The organism is Brevibacterium sp. LE-L (assembly GCF_050214925.1).
GTDB lineage: Bacteria > Actinomycetota > Actinomycetes > Actinomycetales > Brevibacteriaceae > Brevibacterium.
On record NZ_CP189759.1, the window covers coordinates 1,045,340 to 1,069,721 of the forward strand.

The following is a 24,382-nucleotide window of genomic DNA, read 5'->3' on the forward strand; positions in this document are numbered from 1 at the left end:
TTTCCCTCCGGCAACAAGCCCCTGTGGGGGAACCTGTGCTTATAGATAGTCGGCGATGAGAAACGGCCGTGAGTCGCGTCCATGCCCCCATACTATTCCGGTCGCGGCCAAAGGGTGAGACTCCGCGCCGGATAGGAATCATTTCTTCTCCTGCGCGGCTCCCGCATGCTTATGTACATACCTCCGAAACTTGGTTGCCTTCCCTCGGGGTATCCAGTCCTGTCTTGCTGAAGTAGGAAAAGCACGGGTTCGGCGTTCCTAGCTTTCCGGGCGTCGGTAATTCTGGATTGTACGATTTCTGAACCAGCTGTTCGGCATCGGGTATGTCGTACAAATTGGTTCAGTTGAATTTAGCGGCAGTTCCACCAGGATCCAATAAGGTGTCGACCACGCGTTCGGTTGCGCGTCCGTCGTCGGAAGACGCGAAGCGATCGACGAAATCTGCAAGCTGAACAGAGCCTTCCAGCGAACCTGTTTCGCGGGCGGTGTCGATTGCGCGATACAGGCTCTCAGCGTTCTCTACGATGGGGCCGGGAAGCTCACTGCTGTAGTCGAGGTAGAACCCTCGCAATTCCTGCCTGTACTTCTCCAGGTCGTGTGCATAGAAGCAGATGGGACGTTTGAGAAGGCTGAAATCGAAGAACACGGAGGAATAGTCGGTCACGAGCATGTCGGAAGCGAGGTAGAGTTCCTGAATGTCCGGGAGCTTGGTGACGTCAGTGATGGTCTCAGAACCGGTTGGCACATGGATCTTCGTGTTGATGAGTACATGGGCTCTGATGAGAAGCTTCACGTCTGTCGAGGCGAATCGGGCCTCGAATTCTTCGGGAGGAAACGGCCATTCGAAGGCGAAGCGGCCACGTGTCGTGGGCTTATCATCTCTGAACGTTGGAGCGTAGAGAACGACGAAATCCGAATCGGTGAATCCGAGCTGCTGTCGCACAGATTTCCGGCGGTCTTCGGCCGCTTCATTGAGCAACACATCGTTTCGAGGGTAGCCAAGCTCGACCGAGGGGCCACCGAAAGCATAGGCCGAACGCATGATGTCAGTGGTGTAGGGATTTGGCGAGACGAGCACACTCCACTGCCGTGTGGCCTCGGTGACGCGACCGACGTACCCTTCGTCACGACCGACGATCTGGTCGATGTCAAGGAACATCTTCTTCAAAGGCGTGCCGTGCCATGTCTGGATGTAAACGCCTTTGTTGCGCCGATGGATGAAGTGCGGCATGTTCTGATTGCTCACCCAGTACTTCGCTCTAGCGAGATACCAGAAATACTCAGGGGAGTACTTCTTGACTATGATCGTTTGGTCGTCCCGGATCGGGAAGCGTTTGTTGTAGATCCACACTTTCAAGCGTGTGTCGCCCCGTTTTACAAGTTCGTCGTAGATGGCCCCGGGGTTGTCTCCGAGTTGCCGACCTTGTCCGCTCTCGAAGATGATGACGTTCGGATCGATCGGCAATGCGCGAAGGAGCTTATACACCTGCTTCATCACCGGCCGATATTGTTTGTGCCTGCGGAGTAGCCTTCCGGCCGCAGACGCTTCCTCAGAATGAATAGCCCGGGTCAGCGGTGAATGTGATTTCCTCACTGCGGTGATGGCCTCAAACGTTCGTTCACTGGCTCGGCGGTCTCGGTGAGCGAGGAAGCGGTGGGATCTTCTCCTGTACTCGTCCACGTCGTCATTGCGTCCCATAAGCACGTCCGTCAGCCAGGTGGTCAGCTCGTCCTCGTCAACGAATGTCGGTCCGGGCAACTCTTCTTGTGCCGAGACATGCGGCTGGGCGAAGCGACGCGAGTCGAATTGATAGTACGCGACAGGCTTATCGAGGAAAGAGAAGTCGAAAGCGACGCTCGAATAGTCTGTGATCATCACAGCGCTGCGTTTCAGCAGGTATTGGACGTCGACTTCACCCTGACTGACCACAGTGACCCCTGGACGGTCGAAATGACGGGTGAATTGCTGCATGTTGGGGTGAAGGCAGAAGACGATTTGATACCCATGTTTCTCGACCAATCCGGTAATCGCTTCGGCAGACAAAAGTGATGACCACCGCTCGTAGTACGCGGATTCCGTGAAAGTTTCGGGATCCTGTAGCCATGGGCGCCAAGTCGGAATGATGAGGATTTGTTCTCTGCGGACATCGACGTCGTTGGCAAACAACGCATCGAAACGTGCTAGGCCGGTGACAGCGACCTCATCGGCGGAATAGCCGAAGTCCTTGATGAAGATCTGCTTCTCCCGCTCGGAACTGGTGATGACCAGATCCGTCACGAAATCGCTGGATTTCTTTCCATAGTTGGGGACCATCCATTTGGCCCCCATAACTCCGTGTTGTAGGAAGATCTTTGGTGCAGATGCGACTGCCGCACCGAATCGGGGAGAGCGTGTGGGGTAGAGATAGTCGGGGTGGTGTGTACCGATGAATCGGTCTGCTGCCAAAGCGACGTCGACGTGCTGTTTGGAGCGGAAGGCGATGACGTGGTCGTATCCCGCAAGGTTGGATCGCTCGGGAGATTCGGGTTCGACAACGTAGTAGGCATCGATCTCCGGATGATTGTCCCGGAGGTACTTGAAGAAATGGAGGCCGTTGTCCTGAGCCTTATAAGGAAGCTCTCCGACGACCCACACGGGCTTGTCGACTTCTGGACGATGTTTGTATGAACCTTTCCGCTCGGCCACCGACGAGCGCATATGTTCGAAGACCTCAGAATCGAAGACCTCAGAATAGATGGACGGATTCTTTGCCTTGAACGTGTAATAGGGAGTGAGGAGGATTGTCTTCCCGCCATGGCTGACGCGAGTGGAACGCGAGCGCCGACGGACCAGATACCTTGAACGTCCGAAGCGACGGCGGATGGGCTCTTCGAGCTGAGGTCCGTCGAACTCGACGTAGAGGTCGAGGGTGTCGTTGGGTAGTTGGCCGGCGACCGTCTCGAGACCGCACCGTGCTGAAAACTTGTAAAGGCGTGAGCCGAATTTTCTCCGTGTCCTCTCCACATCGTATGAGAAGTCGGCAGGCACCTTTAGCTTAAACCCTGAGGTCCGACCGACTACCGATAGCTCCAGGCGACTGATCGAGTTGCTGTGAACATTGATGCGGCCCTCAACGATCAGCTCGCCGTTCTCCAGAGTCATCCGCTCGTTAACAGGGCGTCCTCCAACCGAGGGACTTCCATCAACTACGAACGTAAGTATGCCGCGCTTGTTCGAGTATGGGGTGATGCAAGTTTCGCCGATGACGACCTTTTGTAACTCGGGAAGAAAAGTTTGTGAAGCCTTGCCCACTGGAAGGAGGAACGTTGCGCCCCCGTTGTCCACGAAACCAAGGTTGTCTTCGCCATCATTGTCATGGCCGTAATATTCCGCTTCTCTGGCCATCGAAGGCACTTCGCCCGCCGAGGTAGCTCGAACGAACAGGGATGCTCGTTGTGGAGTAGGCGACGGAGTTGACTCTACGTCCGAGCGTCGCGCCTTTGACTGGACCAGGCGTGCGAGTTCGGTGAGGTCAATGGACGCGGCAAAGACTCTTGTTTCGCCGTCCGCTGTCAACTGGGGCTGCCCCTCATGAAGCTCTTCCACCGGCGTCCATGCGCCATCTATGTTGATCACCATATCGGTCAGCGTCAGTACCGGGTCGACCTTCAGCTCGACGTTCAGACTATGCATTCGGTTATCATCGTGTTCGACTGTGAGCTGTCGAACCGGTGGGGGCATTTGATGGTTCCCCGAACTCGGGCCCTTCGTCAACTGTCTGGCAGTCGCCGCCACGTGACCGACTAATGAACCTATCGAAAATCGCCTCACCGTGTTTATCCTACTTCCCATTTCGATGCTTGCCGGAGTTCTCTGCTGTACTCGACTGCGTCTTCGAGGACGCGTGCGCGTGCTGCGGCAGTATCCTCTGCACTTACCGAAACTATGTCAATTGTCTCGGGAAACTGGATGAGGGTCTTACGAATCATTTCATCGGGCATCTGCGGAGGTTGAATGATCGAGTCGAAGAGTCGTAATCGATTGTTGATCCATCCAAGATCAGCTGCTGAGCCGACATACACATGCCGCATCGTATTGTGTCCCGCCTCCCGCAGGTTCAGCTTTGCCTGGTCGAAATGAACGTCTAGCAAGGGTGCTAGCCCTGAATAGTAGGATTCAGTCACCGTGGCGTTGTCGCCGACAAGTATACGGAGACCAGTTCGCCGACAGAGAAATTTATAAGCGTAGAGATTGCCGACTATTATCGTCACTCTCTCACTTCTGTTGGCAAGTTCGAGTGCAGGCAACCAATCCACTAACGATTCCAGGTCCTCCGGATTACCCATGGCGGTGACGAAGATCGGTGATTTCTGATGGTACTCGGCGAAGTTGACTGAGCGGGCGACAAGCGACTGAGTGCGCGACGTTAGTAGTGTAGACGCGAGGAGCCGACGGGCGGCCCGCGAGATAGTCTTAACAGCTAGCGTTGTCCTGGTATTTGCATTCTTCATTGCTGCTGTCGGTCTTATTATTGTTGCCCTCGGCTTCAGCGACGAGGCTGGGAGACGGTCGGTAGGGGACGCATTGCTCAGTGACCTACGTCTGCAGTCCCGAGTTGGCAAGTTCCGATCTCGTTCATCGAGCACGTGATCGATCGCGTCAGTGAATCTCTGCAGCGAAGCTCCAGGTCGGCGATCGCCGTAATAGTAGTCAGCTCCTTCGGAGAATGTTTTCAGCAAGACCTCGTTTCGCAGAATGGAGTCGATGATCGACACGATCGACGGTGACGCGCTGGCCTTGATTTTCGGAAGGATCGTCATTATTCCTTCTTGCGGCATCGGAACCTTGGGCTGCTCGGGCTCGGTCACAAGAAGGGGCTTTCCAGTCGTCAACCAGTCGTAAGCGACGGCAGAAATGTCCGTAATCATGAAATCGGCTGCATTGAGTTGCCAGCCGAAGGGAGTTTCGTCGACGAGGTGAGTGGCGTGCTCGTCGGTCTCGTTGGCGACGGTGATGATCCGGCGAATCTCAGCATCGGCATTGCGAAAATCGTCAGAATAGATTCCGGTCCTGGGGTGCGGGCGATAGATTACCCGTAAGTTATTGTCGGACACCAGAGCCCGGACCAAGGCGACACCGTGTGAGGCGACGGATCCGTACCGCATGGTCAGTCTCCCGCCTTCCCATGTGGGCGCGTAAATGATGGTCGTGCGTTTGTCTTCCCAATGGAACGGAGGGGGCTGGAAGATGTCGATCTGCGGTCGACCAATCATGATGGTCCGGTCGTTGACATCATAGTTGTCAACATGACGAGCCAGTCGATCCCGTGAAGCCTGACCGGCGACAAAGAAATAGTTGAAGATCTTGACCCAGTTCGATGCCATATAGATTTTGTCGGACTCCCCGTGGCAGATGAACACGTGTTCGGAGGAATTCAGTCCCAGAATTCGGTAGTTCGCGTAGTTCTGGTTGGGGTACAGGATCACTTTGGGGCGAAGTGCATCCTCTACTTCAGTAAGGTCTGAGTAGCCTGGTGTCAGAACGATTTTGAGACTGGTTTCTTCAGAGATCTGTATGGCGGTGTCGGGATGATAGCAGAGGATCCCAACTTTCACCCTTTGCGCGAGATGCTCGAGGGGTCCGTACCATTGTCGAACCTGGTAGAGATTGATCGTGCTGTCGGGGAAGTTGAGTAAGACATCGAAAGGGCCGTCCTCTGGCGGAAGGAAGGCCGGTTCCTGACGGAGTTTCTTCCGGAGGGCTGCGATGCGCACTGCGTTGTTCAGCTTCTGGCAGACGAGTCGTACGGTTCGTAACGGTGTGAGGAAATTGGACACAGTTGCCTCTACTCTGAATGTGTAAAACTCCGACGTTTGTGACCTGGTGGGTCGGTTGTCGCCGACAATCCAGGTTACCGCAATCTTCATCAACTGTTCATTCGGGGGCGGCAACTAATTTGAGCCCTCGCCCGGGCCCGTGATTTAGCGCACCAGAGGGTACTAGTTTAGCCCCCAGTAGCTCTTGCCAAAATCGCAACATCTGTGCAGACTATAGTGATGATCACGACAAGCGAGGGCGCTGAGAATGCACAGAAATTGCTCGTCAGTCGTGTCCGCTCCGCCATCAAAGACGCGGGAATCAACCACAGTGAAGTCGCCCGACACGCCGGCCTGGACGCGAGCAAGCTCTCGAAATCCCTCGCCGGAACACGAAACTTTCGAGTCGAAGAGATCTCACAGATTGCCGAACTCACCGGGGTCACCACGGATTGGCTGACGACCGGGAGGAGGGCGCGGCCGCCTCGGCGAACGATGGTCACCGATGTTCCTGCCGCCCTCAACGAAGCGCCGGCCGAAGAAGTCGAAACTGCACATGATCCGGCGTCTTCGGACCCCGCCGTGCGGGGACCGGTCCCCGCGCGGGAGTGGATGTCGAAGGGCACGCGCAATCGGCTGAAGATCATCGCCGTGGCATGGAGGCTCTATGCCGACCGCGGCATCGATAAGGTCCGCACCGAGGACGTCGCCCACGCGGCGGAAGTGACCACTTCGGCGGTGAACTACCATTTCCGGACGAAAGACCAACTGCTGCAGGCGGCCCTGCGCTACTCCCTGGACATTATCGCCGAAACCCGCCACCTCAACGACGGCGCCGACCCGCTTGCCGTGCTCCGTCACTTCGCCCGCCTCCACGCCGGAGTCGACGCGAAGATCCGACGGGTGTGGTCGATCTGGCTCCAATGCTGGGCCCGTGCCGTCACCGACGAGAACGCTCGCGCGAACCTCACCGCCGTCTACGGCGAGTGGCTGGACATGATCACCACCGTCATCGACAGCGGACAGCGCTCAGGAGTGATCCGCACCGGCGACACGACGCTCATGGTCAAATCGCTGTCGATCTTCATCGACGGACTCGGCGTAGCCCGCAGCACCGAACATATGCCCATCACCGACGATGAGGCCCTGATGATGCTCGAACACTACCTCTCCGCCCATATCCTCACCGACACCGCCTCCGATGAGGCCGCCCGCAACGAGGCAGCCACCGGCGACACCCGAAACCCGCAGTCAGACCGGGTCGCCACGGCCGGCCGACCCGAACCGACGTCCTAGGAAGAAGGCACATGAACACACCGAACCGAAGACAAGCGCTGGGAGCCGGACTCGCTGTGTCCGCGCTCGCCGGGCTGAGCGCCTGTGGCGGCGGAACTGTCGGCGCTGCGGATGCCGGCAAGCCCGTCAAAGGCGGCACCCTGAGAGTGGGGATCACCGGCGGCAACTCCGCCGACACCATCGACGCGCACATCCCCGTCAACAACGGCGACGTCTGCCGTGCCGTCAACCTCTACAACGCCCTCTACGGCTGGGACGACGACTCTCAGGTCGTGCCGCTGCTGGCCGAGTCGATCACAGCCAACTCCGACTCCACGGTGTGGACGTGCACGCTGAAAGAGGGCGTCAAGTTCTCCGACGGCAAGCCGATCACCCCCGAGGATGTGGTCTTCACATTCGAGAGGATCACCGACCCCGACGACCCGAAGACCGCGGCCGCGAACTTCACCATGCTCGACAAGGTCGTCCCCAAGGGAGACCGCGCCGTGGAATTCCACCTCAGCGAACCCAACGGACTGTTCAAGGACGCCGTCGCCGAATACACCGCCGGCATCGTCCCCGTCGATTACGACCCGGAGAACCCGGTGTGCTCCGGGCCGTTCAAACTCAAATCTTTCACCGCAGCCCAATCGACGGTGCTTGTCCCCAACGAGTATTACTTCGACTACGACAAGACGTACCTCGACGAGGTTGAGCTGCTGAACTTCAACGATGACGACGCACTCATCAATGCCCTCCTATCGACCCAGGTCGACGCGATCGCCGGCATTCCGCTGGCCCTCGTCGAAGTCATCGGTGCCGATGAGCGCATGTCCATCCTCAACTCGAAGACCGGTATGTGGCTGCCCTTCACCATGCGGGTGGACAAGAAGCCCTTCGACGATGTCAAGGTCCGACAGGCCTTCCGCCTCGTCGTCGATCGCCCGCAGATGATCGAACAGGTGCTCTCCGGCTACGGAACCATCGGCAACGACATGTTCGGTCCCCTGAGTGAGAACTACCCGAAGTTCCCGCAGCGCAAGCGCGACATCGACAAAGCGAAGAAGCTCCTCGCCGAGGCAGGCTACCCCGACGGGCTCGAGGTCGAGCTCGTCACCGCCCCCATCCAATCCGGCGCGGTCGAAGCCGCGCAGGTCTTCGCCCAACAGGCCGCAGACGCCGGCATCACCGTGAAGATCCGCAAGGTCGATGCGACGACCTTCTTCGGCGACGAATACCTCAAATGGGACTTCGCTCAGGACTTCTGGTACACCCGCGATTTCATGCCGCAGGTCATCTCCTCGTGCATCGAGGAATCGCCCTTCAACGAAACCCATTGGGACGAACCGGAGTTCAACAAGGTGTTCGACAAAGCTCGCGCCATCCCCGACGCCGGGGAGCGGCGGGACATGGAACACGAGCTGCAGAAGATGCTCTATGACGAAGGCGGATACATCGTGTGGGGCTTCGCCAACCAGGTCGACGCCTTCCAGAAGTACGTCGGAGGGCTCATCCCCAACTCGACGGGACGGCCCCTGAGCGGTTGGAGATTCGACCGCGTGTGGATCGGAGAGGTCTGACATGTTCGGAAAAGTCATCGGTAAGCGGCTTCTCTTCTCCGCTTTCATTCTCATCGCAGTATCCCTGCTCGTCTTCGGCGCGACCCTGCTGCTGCCCGGCGACGCGGCCCGAGCCATCCTCGGCCAGCAGGCCACCCCCGAGCGCATCGCAGCACTCAACGAACAGCTGGGACTCAACGATCCCGCATGGCTGAGGTACTTCCACTGGCTGGGCGGGCTCTTTGTCGGAGACTTCGGAACCTCCTCGGCGACCGGCGGATCGGTCTCCGCGCTGCTCGGCGATCGGGTCTGGGCGTCCTTCGTCCTCATGGGGCTGGCCGCGATCGTCTCCGTGCCGTTGGGCATCGGACTCGGCGTCTACCAGGCCCTGCACCGCGGCGGTCGCCGCGACCAGGCGATGACCGGTGCCTCCCTCGTATTCGCCGCCATGCCCGAGTTCGTCATCGGCATCGGCCTCATCGCGATCTTCGCCACCTCGGTGTTCCAGATCCTGCCGGCCGTGACCCTGGCCCCGCCGGGAGAACCGGTGTGGAACCGCCCCGAGCAGCTCATCCTGCCGACGGTGACGCTCATCCTCGTCGTCACCCCCTACATCGTGCGGATGATGCGGGCGACGATGATCGAGGTCCTCGACTCCGGTTTCGTCGAGATGGCCCGGCTCAAAGGCGTCCCGGAGAAGCGGGTGATCCTGCGCCACGCCGTGCCCCACGCGCTGGGTCCCGTCGCCCAGGTCGTGGCGATCCAGCTGGCCTGGCTGGCCGGCGGCGTGGTCGTCGTCGAGTTCCTCTTCCGCTACCCGGGGCTCGGCCAAGCACTCATCGACGGCGTGACCTACCGAGACGTGCAGGTCGTCCAGGCGATCTCCATGCTCGTCGCCGCCGTCTATGTCGTGGTGAACCTGGCGGCCGATGTCGTCGGCATCCTCACCAACCCGAAACTGAGGAGCGCAGCATGAGCACCGATGCTAACAGTCTCGACGACCTCAAGTCCGCGGCCACCGACGCCGCCGAGGTTCCCAAGGAATCCCAGACCACCTACGTCCCCTTCTACAAACGCGTGCTGGCGCAGAAGCAGGGCAAGATCGGTCTGACGATCACCGTCGTTGTGGTCGTCCTCAGCCTGTGCGGGCCGCTGCTGCTGCCCTGGGCGACGGGCAACACCGCCACCGAGTTCGTTACGAAGCCCTTCAGCCCCTACGGTCTGTTCGGTTCGGACAACCTCGGTCGGGATGTGCTGTCTCGGTTCCTCGCCGGCGGTGTGACCCTCATCGTCTACGGTGTGCTGGCCACTGTCCTCGGTATGGTCGTCGGTGCGATCATCGGCATGCTCGCCGCCTATGTCGGTGGCAGGTTCGATGCCGTGATCATGCGTCTCAACGATGTCATCCTCGCCATCCCGCAGCTCGTGTTCGCCCTCTTGGCGATCACGGTGCTCGGTCCGCAGGGTTGGGTGCTCGTGACCGTCATCGGTCTCACCCACGCCCCGCGCATCGCCCGTGTGGCGAGGTCCGCGACCCTGGGCGTCATCACCGAGGACTACATCAAGGCCGCGGAGATGTATGCGATGCCCCGGTGGAAGGTGCTCATCCGTGAGCTGCTGCCCAACATTACCGGGCCCTTGAGCGTTGAGGCCGGGCTGCGCCTGACCTATTCGATCGGCTATATCGCCTCCCTGTCGTTCCTCGGACTCGGCCTGCAGCCGCCGGCCGCCGACTGGGGGCTGATGATCAACGAGAACCGGATCGCCCTGTCCATCCAACCCTGGGGTGTGCTGCTGCCGGTCATCGCGATCGCTCTGCTGACCATCGGCACCAACCTGCTCGCGGACTCCTTCGCCCGAGCCACCGCATCGACATCCGTGGAGGCATGATGAGCCCGAAGACAGAAACCGTTCGCCACGATGCCGCGAACGAACCGAACGAGAAGATCGTCCTGCGGGTGTCCGACCTGCGCGTGCTCACGAACGCCGGCGATGAGATCCTCCACGGCGTCGACTTCGCCCTGTCCCGCGGGGAGATCCTCGGGCTCGTCGGCGAGTCGGGGTCCGGCAAGACCACTGCGGGTCTGGCATGTATGGGTCACTTCCGGGAAGGGCTGAAGTTCGGGTCGGGGTCCGTGAGCATCTGGCCGCGCGGTGAGGCCACCCACGTGGAAGTCGGCGACCTCGACGAGGTGGCTCTGCGAGATCTGCGCGGATCCCGGATCGCGTACATCCCACAGGACCCCGCACTCTCGCTCAACCCGGCCATGCGGGTGGGCGAACAGATCCGGGAAGTCCTCGACATCCACGATTTCGGATCCTCGGAGCAGGAGCGAACCGATCGCGTCGCCGAGGTGCTCGTCGATGTCGGACTGCCCGGAGACAAGGCGTATCAGAAACGCTGGCCTCACCAGCTCTCCGGCGGTCAGCAGCAGCGCATCGGCATCGCCATGGCCTTCGCCATGTACCCCGATGTGCTCATCCTCGACGAGCCGAACATGCTCAAGGGTGATACGTATCGTACTTCGTATCTCCAGTGTACCGACTTCAAGCTGGCGGCATGACGAAGACAGTTGAGCTGTGCGAAGCCCGGGGTGTGAGCGATGTGTCGCTCACACCCCGGGTTCGACGGTGGCTGGGTTACTTGTACTCACCCACAACCTGGTAAAGACCAGGGCTCGCCTTCGCGATGCCCGCGGTCTTCTTCGCGTACTCAGCCGCCTCCGGGTCGGACTGGGTCGCCTTGACATCATCGGCAGACTCCCACTGGGCCACGTTGAGCACGCGCGTCTTGTCGGCGCTGGCGAGCAGGGTGACAGAGATGAAACCGGGCCGGTGCTTCATCACCTTCTCGGTACCCTCCTTCAGCAGCTCGACGAGTTCCGGCTGCTTCTCCGGCTCGACGTCGATGACGTTGACGAAAGTGACTGGATTGGACATTGCGATCCTCCGTTGGGTTCGAGTTCGACCGGAGTCGACTCACATGGAGCCGAGTTCCGGGGGCACTGCTTCCGTGCCTAGTAGACAGACGAGCTAGCTGACGAGAGTGTGAGGCGTGTAGGACGTCTCGCTGCTCTTCGACGGTCAGAGCGGGCTAGAGCGACCCCGTTGCGCGTCAGTGACGACGCACCCCGAAGCCCGCGGATGTGCGACCGAGACTGTAGGCAACGCGCTCAGTCTTGACCCACACTCCTGGCAAGAACCCCCACCGGCTTAGATGAGTAACCCGGAGATCGGACCGCAGTTCGGGGCAGGAATCAGAATTGTCACCCAACTTCCCCCAGGTCACAGATATGTGCGGATCAAACCCATGGAACTTGAACGTATTATCCTTCCGGCGAACCAGGCCGGTCCTAAATTCAGCTAGTGCTCCAGGAACACTGACAACAAGGCTGACCTCCACGTGTTCTGGAACTGCATGCAACGCAGCCAACGCGAGATCTTCGTGCTCCCAGTCTACGTAGATAGCGACATGACGAACCGACCGACTCAATACACGACTGAAACGAGCATTGGCGAGGAGGGATACGAGGTAGCCCGGCGATGTTGATATGTACCGGACTTGAGCGTCCGGCATAGCAGTCCAGCATCGACGCGCACCCTCGTCACAGGAACCAATGGGGACTTCCCGAAGGGTCGCCTCATGGGGGTCTACAAGGTACGGACGCGTCCCCAACCTCCTAGCTCGCTCGGCACTCACGGCAATAGCAAATTGAGCGTCCGGCGCTAACGCAATTAGCGTGCAATCCCCTCCAAGGGCAGGTGGTTTGCTGTATCCCGATACGCGCCAGGTCACCAACTGATCAAGCCAACGCTCCAGCAAGGGCAGACCTGCGCCTCGATAACCAGCCCTGACGATACGCTCCGCACGAGGAAGCCCAGCCGGAATGAGACTCAAGCCCTTAGCCTCGTCAGGCACTCCTGTCCAGTCGGTGAACATATCCAACTGCTCCGGGGTTCGTACATCCTTCAGCGGGTCAAAAGGCAATGACGGACGAGACGCAACCCAAAATGGCGAGCCCGTACGCGGTGAAAAGTGCCACTTCATCAGGCTACGCACTGAGAGCGCAGCCTTACGTTCATCAGAACGTCTGCCCAGATCGTTCGTCTGTGACGCGCAGGAGTTCACGGCTGAAGCCTCGAAACCGCCCAGCCAGATCCCCGGCGTGAGAAGAGCAGTCGCTCATGCAGCCTGTCACGGCCGTTCGCCCAGAACTCGATGTCGGAAGGTTGAATCTCGAAAGCCCTATAGGTTACCGGTCTCGGCAATGGGGCATCCTCGGCGAGTTGCACGGCCGTCTGGCGGAGGCCTTCAACATCATCTAGAGGACGGCTTTGACAGGAGGCAACGGACATCGCGTGTGTGCCGAGCGGGCGTCGTTGCCACATCCTGTCGGCAACGGTCTCGTCTAGGCATTGGATAGAACCGCGGATGCACACCTGCTCGCTGGTTTCACGCCAGTAAAACAGCGCTGCCACCTTCGGATTCGCCAGAGCCTCCTGGCCTTTAGGGGAGTTGGAGTGAGACGTGAAAATGAGACCAGCGGTCGTGAGCTCCGCCAATGCTACTGTTCTGATCGACGGCTGGCCCGCATTTGTAGAGGTAGCCAACGCCATTGCTAGCGGTTCGCGGACCCCGAGACGCACGGCGCGTTTCAGCCATGAGGTCAGTAGCTCGAAAGGCTCGCCAGGTGGATCTAGATACTCAGGGAAATCTACCTCGATATGGCCTGTGAGGGTCTCCGAAAGATTGTCATTCATTGCTTCGATCCGTTCTGGTTTATACGAGTAGCGTGCCGTGAGCGACAAGAGCCGTAGCTCCCGATAAGGAGACAGCGCATTGCGGCTCTTGATCCTGTCGAATCGAAACTGTCATCCGACAATCTTTGCCGAGCTTGTGCCCTTGTCGGACTTCAACCCGGAGTAGTGAGTCATGGAGTCCGATCGACACCGCATGTAGCGCTATTGGTGCGCAGGCTGATCCGGTGGCCGCATCTTCTTGGACACCATATGCCGGGGAGAACATTCGATTGAACAGGACTCCGTTTTCTGCGGCATAGCAGTTGATCGCCATGTCCTCGAAAATAGAGAGACGGCGCTGATCTGGGCGTATCGCCATCAACTCATTTACGGTCCTGATGGGTACTACGAGATGTCTGGCACCCGCGTCGTAAAGCGCTGGCGGGCCAGCGAAGCTCGATGTGCCTAGAGCGGCTTTCAGCTCAGCTGCATGTTCGGTTGCGACCTCAGTGGGCATGGCTTGGGTGATCTGCACGCTACTCGTATCAGCCGGATCTTTGGAGATCCTTACCGCCCCGGACGGAGTTGTGAACGTTGCGTTAGAGAGTTGATGACGGTCCAGATGCACTCGCGCTGCACCGATGAGCGGGTGGCCCGCGAACGGCAGTTCGTTCACAGGGGTGAATATTCTGCATTGCACCCGCGTCGGATCGCTCCTCGGTCTGTCGACAAAGACGACTTCCGATAGTTGAAACTCGGCGGCGATGTCTTGCATCGTCCTTTGGTCCAAGTCGAACGAGTCGAGGAACACAGCAACTGGGTTACCGACCAGGGGTCTGGTGGCGAACGCGTCAACTAATTGGTACTGATGTTCCACGGTCCACCTTCTTGGTCGTCCTCGTTTCGGAACGGCTGAGTACACCCTCGATGAGTTCAGCGAGCAGCCAATCATTGTTGTGAGTCAGAACTGACTCAATGTGGAACTGGGTCGAGGCAAACGCCGTACCGCTGAGTACTGCGACGTCCTCGGAGTCAGGGTGCAGGATCGCCCGGACATGCCTTGCGGGACTGGAATGGACGAAGGGGGTTAGGGAACGAGCGGTGTATGTGTTGTAGAACCCCAGTGTCGCTTGTCGATTCCAGAGCGGAAGTTCGATCTGCTCACCTTGGTGCGGTTGCGCTAGTCGAGCTATGGGCAAGCCAAGCTCTAGCGCGAGTATCTGATGGCTCAAACACTCGGCGAGGAACGGTCGCCGTTGCAACAGCGCGGACCGGATGAGCCGGTGAAGAGAAACGATGCGCTGATCGGTCTTGTTCTCGGGGTTGCCGGGACCAGGGCCGAACAGAATCAGATCACGGTCAGCCGGGAGTTCGTCCACGTCGAGGGCTGGTTGTTCGTCCACGTAGAATCCCAAGGATCTGAGTAGTACAGCCAGCATGTGTGTAAAGTCGTCTTCGGCGGTCACTATGAGGCATGTCCGGCCGCTGAATCGATGTCGGTTCAGTGCGCGCTCAGTTGTGCTCTTGAGCCAGAAGTCGGACACTACGGCGCGGCGAACTGTCATGGCCTGGCCAATGGAGGCGTCAAGGGAAGCCTCAGCCTCAAAGACCTGTCGCAATCCCGCAGTCTTGGCACGAGTCTCCTGCGCTTCGGAGTCGGGATCTGAATGGCGCACAATAGTTGAGCCAGCCGAAATACTTACGTCGCCGTATCGCGATATCTCGGCGGTTCGGATGAGGATGGCTGAATCGAGAGATTGTCCGCCGCCGCCGTCGGGTTCGACCAGAGCCACCACGCCGCTGTAGTAGCCGCGCGGCGAGGGCTCCCGTTTGTGGATGACGCGAGTAGCGCTCTCCAGGGGGCTCCCCACGACTGTTGGAGCTAGGAGGGTCGATCTGAGCACTCGGCCGATGTTGGCGGAGGTCCGACCGGAGATTTCGAACTCCGTGTGGACGACGTTAGACATTCGACGAATGCGTGGACCGATTACGGCGGCCCCTTCCGGGCAGAGTGAGGCCATCATCTTCAGCTCCTCATCCAGCACCATGAGGAGTTCATCGGCTTCCTTCTGGTCTGCTAAGAACGCTTGGACCTCGCGTGTTGTCGGTCGACGCCCTTCCGCTCTTAGAGTTCCGCTGATGGGGGTCATCGCTACGATTGAGTCATGAAGCGACACGTGGCGCTCAGGAGAAGCCCCCAGGAAGACTCTGTCTTCCAACGAGACTAGAAAGGTCCAATAGGCGCCTGCTTCGCGTTGGAGCAGCCGCTTGTAGAGTCCGAGTAGTGAGGCGTTACTGCTATCGCTCAGCGTTCCTTGAAGCGTTCGTTTTAGGACGAAGTTTGACCCGAGGCCGCTGCCGATGTCTTCGACAATGGAGGCGGAGGCAATGTCCGCGTATTCCGCATCGCTGATATCGAACTCGAAATTCTCCACGTGGCCTATTGGTCCCGCGACCAGGCTCTCGAATTCGTCGCGGTCTGTGACATAGTGCTGGGACACCGTGCAGGTCAAGATTGGTTGCTTGTCGTCTTGAGCGGAGAATCCACGTTCTTCGATCGAACGGTAAGGAAGGAGTACGAGTTTGGTGGCTTCATCGTCGGTGGCGATCTGAGTCGTGTCCTCAACGGTGCTGGCGTCGAAGATGAGCAGGTCGATATAGTCCGGGGTCGCTTGTCGCAGTATCAGGGCGTAGCTGGTCTCGTGTTCGCTGATTATCTGCAACGCCTGGCTGGCGGAAACCTGGCAGTTCATATCAGGTCGCTTCCAATGAACGTGATCTGTCCGCATCGATCGCCGATATATTCCAGCGTGTCGATGTGGAGAGTTCGATTGAAGTCTGCGGTTGCATCTCCGATCACGAAGCACTGGATGTCTTCGGCGACGCAGTCGATGGCAGTTGCCAGGATGCCCACATGTAGGTAGATCCCACAGACGATCAGCTGATCTTTGCCGAAACCCGAGAGGAGTTCTGCCAAGCCGGTGTGGGTGAAGGCGCTATAGCGCCATTTCGTAATTCGGGAGTCCTGCTCCGTAGGCTCAACAGAGTCGACCAAGCGGCGGTCCTCCTCGTCTGCGTCCATCCCAGGCCCCCAGAAGTCCGTCATGAGTCCTCGTTCTTCCAAGGTCATCCCGCCACGCTGACCGCTGTAGATCAGCGGCGCTCCTCGATCTCTGGCGAGACGTACGAGCCGGCTGACGTTGCTTTGCAACTGATGAGATGGCTCAGCTGGCAGTGCTCGGACGAAGTACTCCTGCATGTCATGGACGAGCAGTGCCGCGCGGGTCCAATCGAGTGCCCATCCGGGTCCGCGCGTCTTCACATCAGCGATAGTGACTTGCGCGTATGACGTAGTTGTGAATGTATGTTTCATGTCAGCGGCCCTCCGTCCAAGCGGTTAGGACTTCGGCAGTTTGGATTCGATTGAGACGCGGGTCGCAGAGGCTCCGGTAGCTGTTAGACCCACGTCGGCTATCGACACTCGTGGTGCACTCTTCGATCCCATAGTCTCCGGTGGCTTCCAGATGGATACCTGCGGAGTGGAGGTCAAAGGTCTTGAGAATTTCGTTGAAGGCGGTTACCTCGTCCAGGACATCAGGCATCAGTCGTGTCTTGGCTCCATCATCAGCACTTCTCGTGTTGCCGTGAAGAGGATCCACCATCCAATTAACTTCAAGGCCGGCGGTGCATAGTGCCGAGACGACGGCGGGAAAGTCATCTCTGATCCGTGAACGACCGAATCGCGCAATGAGCGAGAGGCGCCCCTTTTCGTTATGCGGATTAAGGGTCCTGACAAGCCGTTCAGCTTCGCTCGTTGATACACCTGGTCCAATCTTGCAAGACACCGGATTGCGAATGACCTCCATGAGCGATAAGTGGGCACCGTCGAGCTGCCGGGTACGGTTGCCTATCCAGGGCCAGTGCGTCGATGTCAGGTAACGATCATGTCCCTGGAATCGAACCTGCGGGTGTTCGTAGTCCATCAGCAGCGCCTCATGGCTCGTCCAGATCTTTCGTCCGGTCGTGCTGTTGTGGTGACGTATGGCCTCCGTCGCCCGCTGGGCCAAACGATGACCTCTCAAGAGCCGGAACGGGTCCGGCTCGCGTTCTTCAGGAGTTGATCCAGGCCCGTTAACTGCGTCGCCCATGTACGTTGGAATGTCTTGTCCGGCGACGGTCTCGGTCGGATTGCTGCGGGGCTTCGCGAACTGACCCGCGACCCGACCGATAGCGATCACCCCCTGGCCGGTGGCTCCAGCGACCAGGTCAGCGGCTTCATCTATGAAGTCCAGCTTCCGGTCGACGGCCTGCGGTGATAGCTCGACGAACGGCTCAGCGCAGTCGCCAAGCTGAACGACGGTTGCGTGGCCGCTGGCGACAACTGCCAGACAGACTCGCAGCTCCTCGATTTCCTCTGGGGTCACGAGGGACTGTGCCGCCTCCAGCCGGTGCCGCACCTGCTCGACTAGGTGCGGTTGGGGCCATGTGGGCTGATGCGCTGCGGAGGAGTATCGAGTGAGAGTGGACTGATGCGTGTGGCTTCTGGTCGGCGTAGTCATTACTGGGGGATGCCTTTGCGTTCAATTCGCGGCACCGGGAGGCCGAGGGCCTTGAGCTGCAAGATGGGGTTCATGAATTCGCGGCACCGGACGATCAGGCCGCCGTCCATCTCGAACGAAAACAGGAAGTGGTTTTCGTAGTATCCCTCGTCATACCCCTCGAACCGGATGGCACCGTGACCATCGCATTCGACCCAGAAATGGTTGGGATCGGTCTCAGGGTGGACTGTGATGTTGTACCACTCCCAGTCAGGGAAGCACTGGAGCGACCAGTGCGCATGCCGCTCAAGCGCCGACTTGCCTCGGATCTCGATTGCTTGTCCCGATTCGGTGGTCCAGAGACCCCCGATCCCTTCCTCGACAAACAGGTTGTGTCGGTGGTATCGGTCCTCGCCTTTGGTATGCATGTACCGTTCGACGGTTTGGAGGTTCTTGTTGCGGAGGTCATCGTTCTCACTGATGGACATGGTGTGCTCCTTCTCTCTGTTGAGTCAGCCGCGACCGGGTGGACAGCTGGAAACTTGGAAGTCGATTGTCGATCTCGTTGCGAAGTCGTTGGCGGTATGAGCCGAGGCCGCCGAAGTAGAAGAGTGCTCGGGGGCTGTCGGTGTGAACATTTGACCCAAAGATCCACGATTTAACTTCGGCGAAAACGGAGCCCTGGGCCATCTCCGTGGACTCAACCGCCCAACGATTCACAGCGTCTGGATGTACTTCGATGGTGGCGGCCTCGGTAGAGTCGGCTACCGCGATCACCTCTGCGATGAAATCGACCTGTGCCTCGATGCCTGGCGGCAAGTTCGAAAAGACCCCCAAAGGTCCAAGTACGGTGAAGAAGTTCGGGAACTTCGGCGTAGCAATCCCTAAGTACGACGAAGGAGCATCGCCCCAGTGTTCGAGCAGGTTCGTGCCTTCTCGCCCTTGGACGTGGAAATCGCGGTATGCCCCGTCTACTGCCTCGAACCCGGTGGCGAACACGATGACATCGACTTCGAAGAAGCGTCCGTCGTCGAGGGTGATTCCGTGCGGCGTAACGGATCGGATAGGGTTCCGTCTGCTGTTCACCAGGGATACGTTCTCGCGGTTGAAGGTCTCGTAGTAGTTGTCTACAGCGACGGGGCGCCTGGCGTACGGCTCGGTGGGAGTCAGATCCTTCACCGTGTCGCTGTCCCTGACGATGACGTTGATCTTCTGCTTGATGAAGTCAGCGGCGGCGTTGTTGGAGACGCGATTGAACGCAAGATCGGAGAACGTCCCGAACATGAAATTGAAGCCTCCGCCTTCCTCCCAGGCGTTCTCAAAGACTTCTTCTCGCGTCTTCTCATCGACATCTTGCGCCCCGGTTTGTGGCTCCTCGAAACCGCACGCAAGTCTCGTCAGCCGCCAGGCATCCCAGAGTTCGGCGAAGGACTCTTCATAGTGGTGAGATTCGCTGTCGGTCCACCGTCGTTGCCCCGCCGGGACGACGTACTGGGCTGTGCGTTGGAAGACGACCATCTCTTCGACCTCGGTCGCTGCATTGGCGATGAGCTGGCAACCAGTTGATCCGGTGCCAAACACCGCGACTCTTGCTCCGGCGAGACTCACGCCTTCAGGCCATCGAGCCGTGTGGATGGTCTGCCCGGTGAACGATGCAAGGCCGGGGATGTTGGGGAGGACCGGCTTCGAGAGGACGCCGGCGGCTCCGATGAGATACCGAGCCGAGAACGTCTGGCCTCTGTCCGTCCGCACTTCCCACCGTGCTTGCTCTTCTTTGAAGTCAGCCGTAGTTGCGGTCGTCTCGAAGTGGAAGATCTTGTCCAAGTCTTGCCGCTTCATGAAATCCTGAAGATAGTCACGAATCTGGCTGCCCTTCTGATATCGCGCGGCGCGATCCCAGGAGGGCGATACGGTCGGATCACCGGAGTACCGATAGACATGGCTATCCGTGTCAGCCTGAACTCCTGGGTATCTGTTCCAGTACCAGGTTCCTCCCGCATCGCTGCCCTTCTCGATGCCGACAACGTCGAGACCGAGGTCGTTGGAGAGCTTATGGGCCGCATAGATCCCTGAGACTCCGGCTCCAATGATGATTACGTCGCACTTCAGATAGCTCACGTCGGTTACCTTTCGATGGTGTTGTGGCCGACGCTGCTTGAGTGCGGCCGAGTTCTATCGCGGACAGCTTGGCGATAGTTCGAGGTTGTGGTTCGAAACTTTTCGGATCGGGTGCTACTGGCGGTGCCGACATGTTCGAGTTCTTCGCGGTTCATCTTTCGATTCGCGAGCACGACGTTGTTGGTCTGAGGAAGCCTGGCGGACACGAACTCCGCAATGGCGATGAATGGGTCGGCTTCGGTCTTGATTGCCCCGGCAAGACAGGCGGCGTCGACGATAGTTTGCGAGGCACCCTGTGCCCCAATGGGGTACATCGGGTGTGCCGCGTCGCCAAGTAATACGACTCGTGAGCGGGACCACTGATTGATTGGGTCACGGTCACGGAGGCGGTCCGACTTGATGGTCGGGGACTTCTCGATCATCGCTTCGATGTCTAGGAAGTCGAGGGCCCAGTTTCCGATGAGGGACCCCAGTATGCGCCGCACGGCTTCTTGGCTCTCGCCGAGGACCGGAGTTTGTCCCTCGTAGACTCTGTCAGGGACGAGGAGCACCCAGTTGATCCGGCTCGATCCGCTTCTAGCAATGGGCGCGGAGACCGGGTAGGCGATGAGTCGACAGCCATCGTCGGCTGTGACGAGGATGAAGGTCTCTCCGTCGAGCATCTTGGGGAGGTCCGCGACTCCGCGATAGAGAGTCATGCCGCCATCGTGAAGCGCGGTGGCTCCTACGGTGTAGGTACGGGTGACGGAGTTGATGCCGTCCGCTCCGACGATGAGGTCATATGGTGCAGGAGATTGCCTATCCCACCGTTCTAAGTCTTCGATCGTGATCGTGGCGCTCGTGTGTATCCGGCAACTACCGGGCAGCTGGGCGAGCAGGATCGAAACCAGATCGTGTCGGAGGATCGATAGTTGGGGCATCTCTTCCCCAGCGAACCGTCCCCGAGGTTCTTCCATGATCTGTTGTCCGTCTGAGGATAGGTACCGGTGTGCGCGAGTCTGTATTCCGAGGCTGCACAAGCGAGACAGGAGCCCGAGGCCAGCGAGTTCCGTTACTGCAATAGGCTGGATGTTGAGTCCGTAGCCGTCACCGTTCAGCGAGCTCCGATGATCGAAGAGGTCGATCTGGTAGTCCTCGCCGAGGGAAGCCGCGAGCATGAGTCCGCCGATACCGGCTCCCACTATTGCGATTCGAGTTGCTTTTTCAGGCAATGCGCAAGACATGAGGCTCACCTTCAGAGAGTTCGTTGTGCCAGAGGTGGAGCTTCTCGGGGTTTCTAACGGCCCAGATGTTGCTAATTCGGGTCCCAGTGATCTGCGTGGCTACGACAGCAATCACGCGCCCATGCGACGACCCGATCAAGCCGGGCTGATAGTTGACGACAGCCTCGGAGACGATCAGGTCGGGTTGCTTGATCATGACTGCCTTGAAGAAGGCGGCGACTTGCTCTGCACCGACCATTGGGTCAATTGCTGCGCTCACGATTCCCCCCCCATCTGTGACGGTGGTAACGCTTGGATCGAGTACGTTAAGAAGCTTCGTGAGACTGCCTTGCTGCCATGCCTCTTTGAAAGCTTGGTTAACACGCCGATGTTCGTCCTGTTCGACGCGTCCAGAGGTGGCGCTCTTTGCTCGTTTCCTCGCTGACGAAGCGAGTTGGCGGCACGCATGAGGGGTACGCCCGACGATCTCCGCGATCTCGGCGAAGGAGTATTGGAACACGTCATGCAGGACGAAGCTGACGCGTTCGGCGGGTGACATCTTGTCGAGGACGATCAGGAGCGCCATGGAAACCGACTCATCAAGTGATATGCGGTCGGCAGGGTCGGCGGATGTGGTCTCCGAAGGTTCGGCAACTCTGACATCGAAGGCAGGGATCGGCTCGGGAAGCCATTCGCCAACGTATACTTCGCGTCGTTTGCGGGCCGACCGTAGTTGGTCGAGGCAAATTCGGGTGATGACTTTAGTGAGCCAAGCTCCCGGCGTCTTGATCGCATTCCGCTCTGACGGCGGTTGGCGGTACCAGCGGAGATAGGCCTCTTGTACTGCGTCTTCTGCGTCAGATGCTGATCCGAGCAGGTTGTAGGCGACGGACAGCAGGCGAAGCCGCTCGCCTTGTACGACTTCGAGGAAAGACCTGGCGGATTCGGTGTGGCTGTCACGGGGAACCATGGCGATCACTCGTGCTTCCGTCGTACCCGAAGTCGGGTGTGGTCTGATCCTTGGCGGTATGCGGGACTACTGTCTGCATGTGCGGGCTCCTTCGGCGGTGTGGTCCGTCTGGTGTGACTCTGGTAACACTTCGACGGAGCAGCGGTTCAAAACGTCAGGTGCGCTGGTCATCGCGGCTCCCCGCGGCGGCATTGGGTGGGGGACGGTCGCTTCGAAGCCCCCCCCTACGGGCCAGGTCAAGGACGGTGCTATGGGCCGGTCCCGCCGGTCGCAGTCCGAGGCCCGGGACCGCCCGCTCCGGCTGCGTTGCGACTCGCCTTAGTCGCTGAAGTGCGGGAGTCCCGCCTCACAGATCGCAGCGCCGCGTCGTCTCTTAGTTGGTCAGCTGAAGTGCCACGGGCCAACGAAAGGGATACTTGTGCCACGCGAACATTCGCCGAGAACGAGAGCCGTCGACCGGGTCGGCAGTTGGATAGACAAGCGCGTCGGAGCAAGCACTTGGCTGGCAAAGCTTAGGACCAGGGTGTTTCCCGATCATTGGTCGTTTTTCTTTATCCATATCGCCCTGGCGTCATTCATCGTCTGCATGTTGTCGGGCGTCTTCCTGATGTTCTTCTATGACCCGTCAGTCGAAACAGTCACGTACCAAGGCCCATATGAGCCGTTACGAGGTGTAGAAGCCTCGCGAGCATTCACATCGACCATGGAGCTGTCCTTTGAGGTCCGCGGTGGGTTGCTCATGCGCCAACTGCATTCCTGGAGCGCATCGCTCATGATCGCGGCTCTGATTCTTCAGATCTTGCGAGTCTTCTTTACCGCCGAGTTTCGCAAGCCGCGGGAAATAGCTTGGATAGCTCTGTTCGGCTGCCTCATGACGGCGATGATGGCGGGACTGACAGGGCACTTCCTTCCGGATGACATGCTCTCAGGCAGCAGTCTTGCAGTCCTCGACGGCGTCCTAAAGGCCATACCAGTGATTGGTACGACTCTTTCATCACTCTTCTTTCAAGGCAGCTTTCCATCCGGAGCGATAGCAACGGTGCACCCGATGCATGTCCTCATCCTTCCGGCACTGATCGCCCTATTCGGTCTTGTCATCGCTTTTCAAACATTCCGTCACAAGCCCACTCAGTTCCCTTTGCCAGGGAGGTCCGAGAACAACGTGGTCGGGAAATCGCTCGCCCCCGCCGCAGTCAAGCGATTCGGTCTGATGCTCATGGTGTCTGGCATCCTGTTCCTCATCGCCGCCACTGTGACGATCAATCCGATCTGGACCTATGGCCCCGCTGACCCAGGTAATGCTTCGGCCGGGGGCGGCGCTCTCTGGTTTGTCGCGTTCCTGGACGGGGCGCAGCGACTCGTACCGCCAGGATGGGAGATCGTCTTGAGTGGCTATACGCTCACTCTTGCGATCCTCGTTCCCGTCGCCGTATGTGGGTTGTTCTTCGTCGCTGCAATCCTCTACCCATTTATCGAATCGTGGATTTCCGCCGATAAACGCGATCATCATCTGCTGGTCCGCCCCAGGAATGCACCCGCACGTACCGGTATAGGCATTGCCGCAATCGTCTTCTACGCGGTTCTATGGATAGCTGCCGGTTCTGACGTCATCGCTTTGCACTTTTCTCTCAGCAACGAGGACGTCATTCTTGCGCTCCAGGTGTCACTGTTCCTCGGACCCATCGTTGGCTTCAGTATCGCTCGACGGATCTGCCTCGGCCTGCAGAGAAAGGACAAGGAGATCGCACTGCACGGTTTCGAAACGGGGAGGATCGTGCGTCTACCGAGCGGCGAATACCAGGAGATACACGCACCGGTTGATGAGTTCCAACGATGGGAGCTTGTCAACTATGAGTCTCCCTCTCCACTGCATCCGCGGCCAGATGAGTCTGGGCGGATTCGAATCAGGGAGAGGGCGCGAGCGTTCTTCTCTCGCAGGTTCTTTGAGGATCGTATCGTTCCGCCTTCGCCTGACGAGGTTCGGGAGCTTCGCGGTCACTCATCTGCTGAGCCACAAGCGACGGAATCCTCTGAGAACCCCCGGACTGACGGTTCTCCTGTACGCGACGACACCACTCGACGTTCTGGTGGAGCAGACCTCACACTCTGATCGTGTGCTTCGTCTTCCCTGTAGGGGGTGGTCTGCCCCCGCTGTATAGTCTCAATCAAGAGCCGCCTTGCCTG

The 24,382-nt window shown here is 59.0% G+C and carries 18 protein-coding genes and 1 pseudogene; 6 read left to right on the plus strand and 13 right to left on the minus strand.

Annotated features, from left to right (window positions below; translation table 11 throughout):
* Positions 1–340: 340 nt before the first annotated feature.
* A complete protein-coding gene (locus tag ACQE2J_RS04700; protein WP_426937197.1) occupies positions 341–3,673 on the minus strand; it encodes a CDP-glycerol glycerophosphotransferase family protein in 3,333 nt (1,110 codons plus the stop codon).
* Between the two features lie 143 nt (positions 3,674–3,816).
* Positions 3,817–5,817 (minus strand): CDP-glycerol glycerophosphotransferase family protein, encoded by a 2,001-nt coding sequence (locus tag ACQE2J_RS04705; protein ID WP_426937198.1) that lies wholly within the window; start codon positions 5,815–5,817, stop codon positions 3,817–3,819.
* A gap of 219 nt (positions 5,818–6,036) precedes the next feature.
* On the opposite strand from ACQE2J_RS04705, the gene ACQE2J_RS04710 reads away from it, so the two are divergent.
* From ACQE2J_RS04710 to ACQE2J_RS04730, 5 genes are read left to right on the plus strand one after another with little or no spacing between them, the layout of a single operon-like run.
* On the plus strand, positions 6,037–7,092 hold the full coding sequence (locus tag ACQE2J_RS04710; RefSeq protein ID WP_426937199.1) for a TetR family transcriptional regulator C-terminal domain-containing protein: 1,056 nt from the start codon (positions 6,037–6,039) through the stop codon (positions 7,090–7,092).
* A gap of 11 nt (positions 7,093–7,103) precedes the next feature.
* Positions 7,104–8,651, plus strand: coding sequence for an ABC transporter substrate-binding protein (locus ACQE2J_RS04715; RefSeq protein WP_426937200.1), 1,548 nt, complete (start codon positions 7,104–7,106; stop codon positions 8,649–8,651).
* A 1-nt stretch (position 8,652) separates the two neighbouring features.
* A complete protein-coding gene (locus ACQE2J_RS04720) occupies positions 8,653–9,606 on the plus strand; it encodes an ABC transporter permease (RefSeq protein ID WP_426937201.1) in 954 nt (317 codons plus the stop codon).
* Positions 9,603–10,520 carry an ABC transporter permease gene (locus ACQE2J_RS04725; protein WP_426937202.1) on the plus strand — a complete coding sequence of 306 codons (918 nt, stop codon included), beginning with the start codon at positions 9,603–9,605 and terminating at the stop codon, positions 10,518–10,520. Before ACQE2J_RS04720 ends, ACQE2J_RS04725 begins: the two co-directional genes overlap by 4 nt.
* Positions 10,517–11,194, plus strand: coding sequence for an ATP-binding cassette domain-containing protein (locus tag ACQE2J_RS04730; RefSeq protein ID WP_426937203.1), 678 nt, complete (start codon positions 10,517–10,519; stop codon positions 11,192–11,194). The genes ACQE2J_RS04725 and ACQE2J_RS04730 overlap by 4 nt, the downstream gene beginning before the upstream one ends.
* A gap of 76 nt (positions 11,195–11,270) precedes the next feature.
* On the opposite strand, the gene ACQE2J_RS04735 is transcribed toward ACQE2J_RS04730, so the two are convergent.
* The 11 genes and pseudogenes from ACQE2J_RS04735 to sigJ all read right to left on the minus strand — a co-directional run bounded on the left by ACQE2J_RS04735 (position 11,271) and on the right by sigJ (position 22,198).
* Positions 11,271–11,570, minus strand: coding sequence for an antibiotic biosynthesis monooxygenase family protein (locus tag ACQE2J_RS04735; protein WP_009883830.1), 300 nt, complete (start codon positions 11,568–11,570; stop codon positions 11,271–11,273).
* Positions 11,571–12,755: 1,185 nt separating this feature from the next.
* Positions 12,756–13,391, minus strand: a complete 636-nt coding sequence (locus tag ACQE2J_RS04740) for a pyridoxal 5'-phosphate synthase (protein ID WP_009883831.1) — start codon at positions 13,389–13,391, stop codon at positions 12,756–12,758.
* A 19-nt stretch (positions 13,392–13,410) separates the two neighbouring features.
* Positions 13,411–14,247, minus strand: a complete 837-nt coding sequence (locus ACQE2J_RS04745) for a PhzF family phenazine biosynthesis protein (protein ID WP_164743280.1) — start codon at positions 14,245–14,247, stop codon at positions 13,411–13,413.
* On the minus strand, positions 14,222–16,123 hold the full coding sequence (locus ACQE2J_RS04750) for an anthranilate synthase family protein (RefSeq protein WP_180959191.1): 1,902 nt from the start codon (positions 16,121–16,123) through the stop codon (positions 14,222–14,224). Before ACQE2J_RS04750 ends, ACQE2J_RS04745 begins: the two co-directional genes overlap by 26 nt.
* Positions 16,120–16,743, minus strand: coding sequence for an isochorismatase family protein (locus ACQE2J_RS04755; RefSeq protein WP_426937204.1), 624 nt, complete (start codon positions 16,741–16,743; stop codon positions 16,120–16,122). Before ACQE2J_RS04755 ends, ACQE2J_RS04750 begins: the two co-directional genes overlap by 4 nt.
* A gap of 1 nt (position 16,744) precedes the next feature.
* Positions 16,745–17,929 carry a 3-deoxy-7-phosphoheptulonate synthase gene (locus tag ACQE2J_RS04760; protein ID WP_101582792.1) on the minus strand — a complete coding sequence of 395 codons (1,185 nt, stop codon included), beginning with the start codon at positions 17,927–17,929 and terminating at the stop codon, positions 16,745–16,747.
* Entirely contained in the window at positions 17,929–18,396 is a 468-nt protein-coding gene (locus tag ACQE2J_RS04765; protein WP_101582791.1) for a PhzA/PhzB family protein, read from the minus strand. The genes ACQE2J_RS04760 and ACQE2J_RS04765 overlap by 1 nt, the downstream gene beginning before the upstream one ends.
* Positions 18,383–20,026 (minus strand): flavin-containing monooxygenase, encoded by a 1,644-nt coding sequence (locus ACQE2J_RS04770; protein WP_135447411.1) that lies wholly within the window; start codon positions 20,024–20,026, stop codon positions 18,383–18,385. The genes ACQE2J_RS04765 and ACQE2J_RS04770 overlap by 14 nt, the downstream gene beginning before the upstream one ends.
* A 5-nt stretch (positions 20,027–20,031) precedes the next feature.
* Complete coding sequence (locus ACQE2J_RS04775; protein ID WP_426937492.1) at positions 20,032–20,982, minus strand: FAD-dependent monooxygenase; 951 nt, start codon at positions 20,980–20,982, stop codon at positions 20,032–20,034.
* 135 nt (positions 20,983–21,117) lie between these two features.
* A pseudogene (locus tag ACQE2J_RS04780) lies at positions 21,118–21,249 on the minus strand (NAD(P)-binding protein); the annotation flags it as partial.
* A complete protein-coding gene (sigJ, locus tag ACQE2J_RS04785) occupies positions 21,230–22,198 on the minus strand; it encodes an RNA polymerase sigma factor SigJ (protein ID WP_101582877.1) in 969 nt (322 codons plus the stop codon). The pseudogene ACQE2J_RS04780 and the gene sigJ, both read right to left, overlap by 20 nt.
* Before the next feature lie 523 nt (positions 22,199–22,721).
* Here sigJ and ACQE2J_RS04790 point away from each other — a divergent pair.
* On the plus strand, positions 22,722–24,308 hold the full coding sequence (locus ACQE2J_RS04790) for a cytochrome bc1 complex cytochrome b subunit (RefSeq protein ID WP_101582781.1): 1,587 nt from the start codon (positions 22,722–22,724) through the stop codon (positions 24,306–24,308).
* The last annotated feature ends 74 nt before the right edge of the window (positions 24,309–24,382 follow it).

Bases quoted from the DNA above. Each gene is read 5' to 3' on its own strand.
- ACQE2J_RS04765 (WP_101582791.1), bottom strand. From the start codon at position 18,396: ATGTCCATCAGTGAGAACGATGACCTCCGCAACAAGAACCTCCAAACC.
- ACQE2J_RS04750 (WP_180959191.1), bottom strand. From the start codon at position 16,123: ATGAACTGCCAGGTTTCCGCCAGCCAGGCGTTGCAGATAATCAGCGAA.
- sigJ (WP_101582877.1), bottom strand. From the start codon at position 22,198: ATGGTTCCCCGTGACAGCCACACCGAATCCGCCAGGTCTTTCCTCGAA.
- ACQE2J_RS04730 (WP_426937203.1), top strand. From the start codon at position 10,517: ATGATGAGCCCGAAGACAGAAACCGTTCGCCACGATGCCGCGAACGAA.
- ACQE2J_RS04740 (WP_009883831.1), bottom strand. From the start codon at position 13,391: ATGAATGACAATCTTTCGGAGACCCTCACAGGCCATATCGAGGTAGAT.
- ACQE2J_RS04735 (WP_009883830.1), bottom strand. From the start codon at position 11,570: ATGTCCAATCCAGTCACTTTCGTCAACGTCATCGACGTCGAGCCGGAG.
- ACQE2J_RS04720 (WP_426937201.1), top strand. From the start codon at position 8,653: ATGTTCGGAAAAGTCATCGGTAAGCGGCTTCTCTTCTCCGCTTTCATT.
- ACQE2J_RS04755 (WP_426937204.1), bottom strand. From the start codon at position 16,743: ATGAAACATACATTCACAACTACGTCATACGCGCAAGTCACTATCGCT.
- ACQE2J_RS04775 (WP_426937492.1), bottom strand. From the start codon at position 20,982: ATGGAAGAACCTCGGGGACGGTTCGCTGGGGAAGAGATGCCCCAACTA.
- ACQE2J_RS04710 (WP_426937199.1), top strand. From the start codon at position 6,037: ATGATCACGACAAGCGAGGGCGCTGAGAATGCACAGAAATTGCTCGTC.
- ACQE2J_RS04760 (WP_101582792.1), bottom strand. From the start codon at position 17,929: ATGACTACGCCGACCAGAAGCCACACGCATCAGTCCACTCTCACTCGA.
- ACQE2J_RS04700 (WP_426937197.1), bottom strand. From the start codon at position 3,673: ATGCATAGTCTGAACGTCGAGCTGAAGGTCGACCCGGTACTGACGCTG.
- ACQE2J_RS04725 (WP_426937202.1), top strand. From the start codon at position 9,603: ATGAGCACCGATGCTAACAGTCTCGACGACCTCAAGTCCGCGGCCACC.
- ACQE2J_RS04715 (WP_426937200.1), top strand. From the start codon at position 7,104: ATGAACACACCGAACCGAAGACAAGCGCTGGGAGCCGGACTCGCTGTG.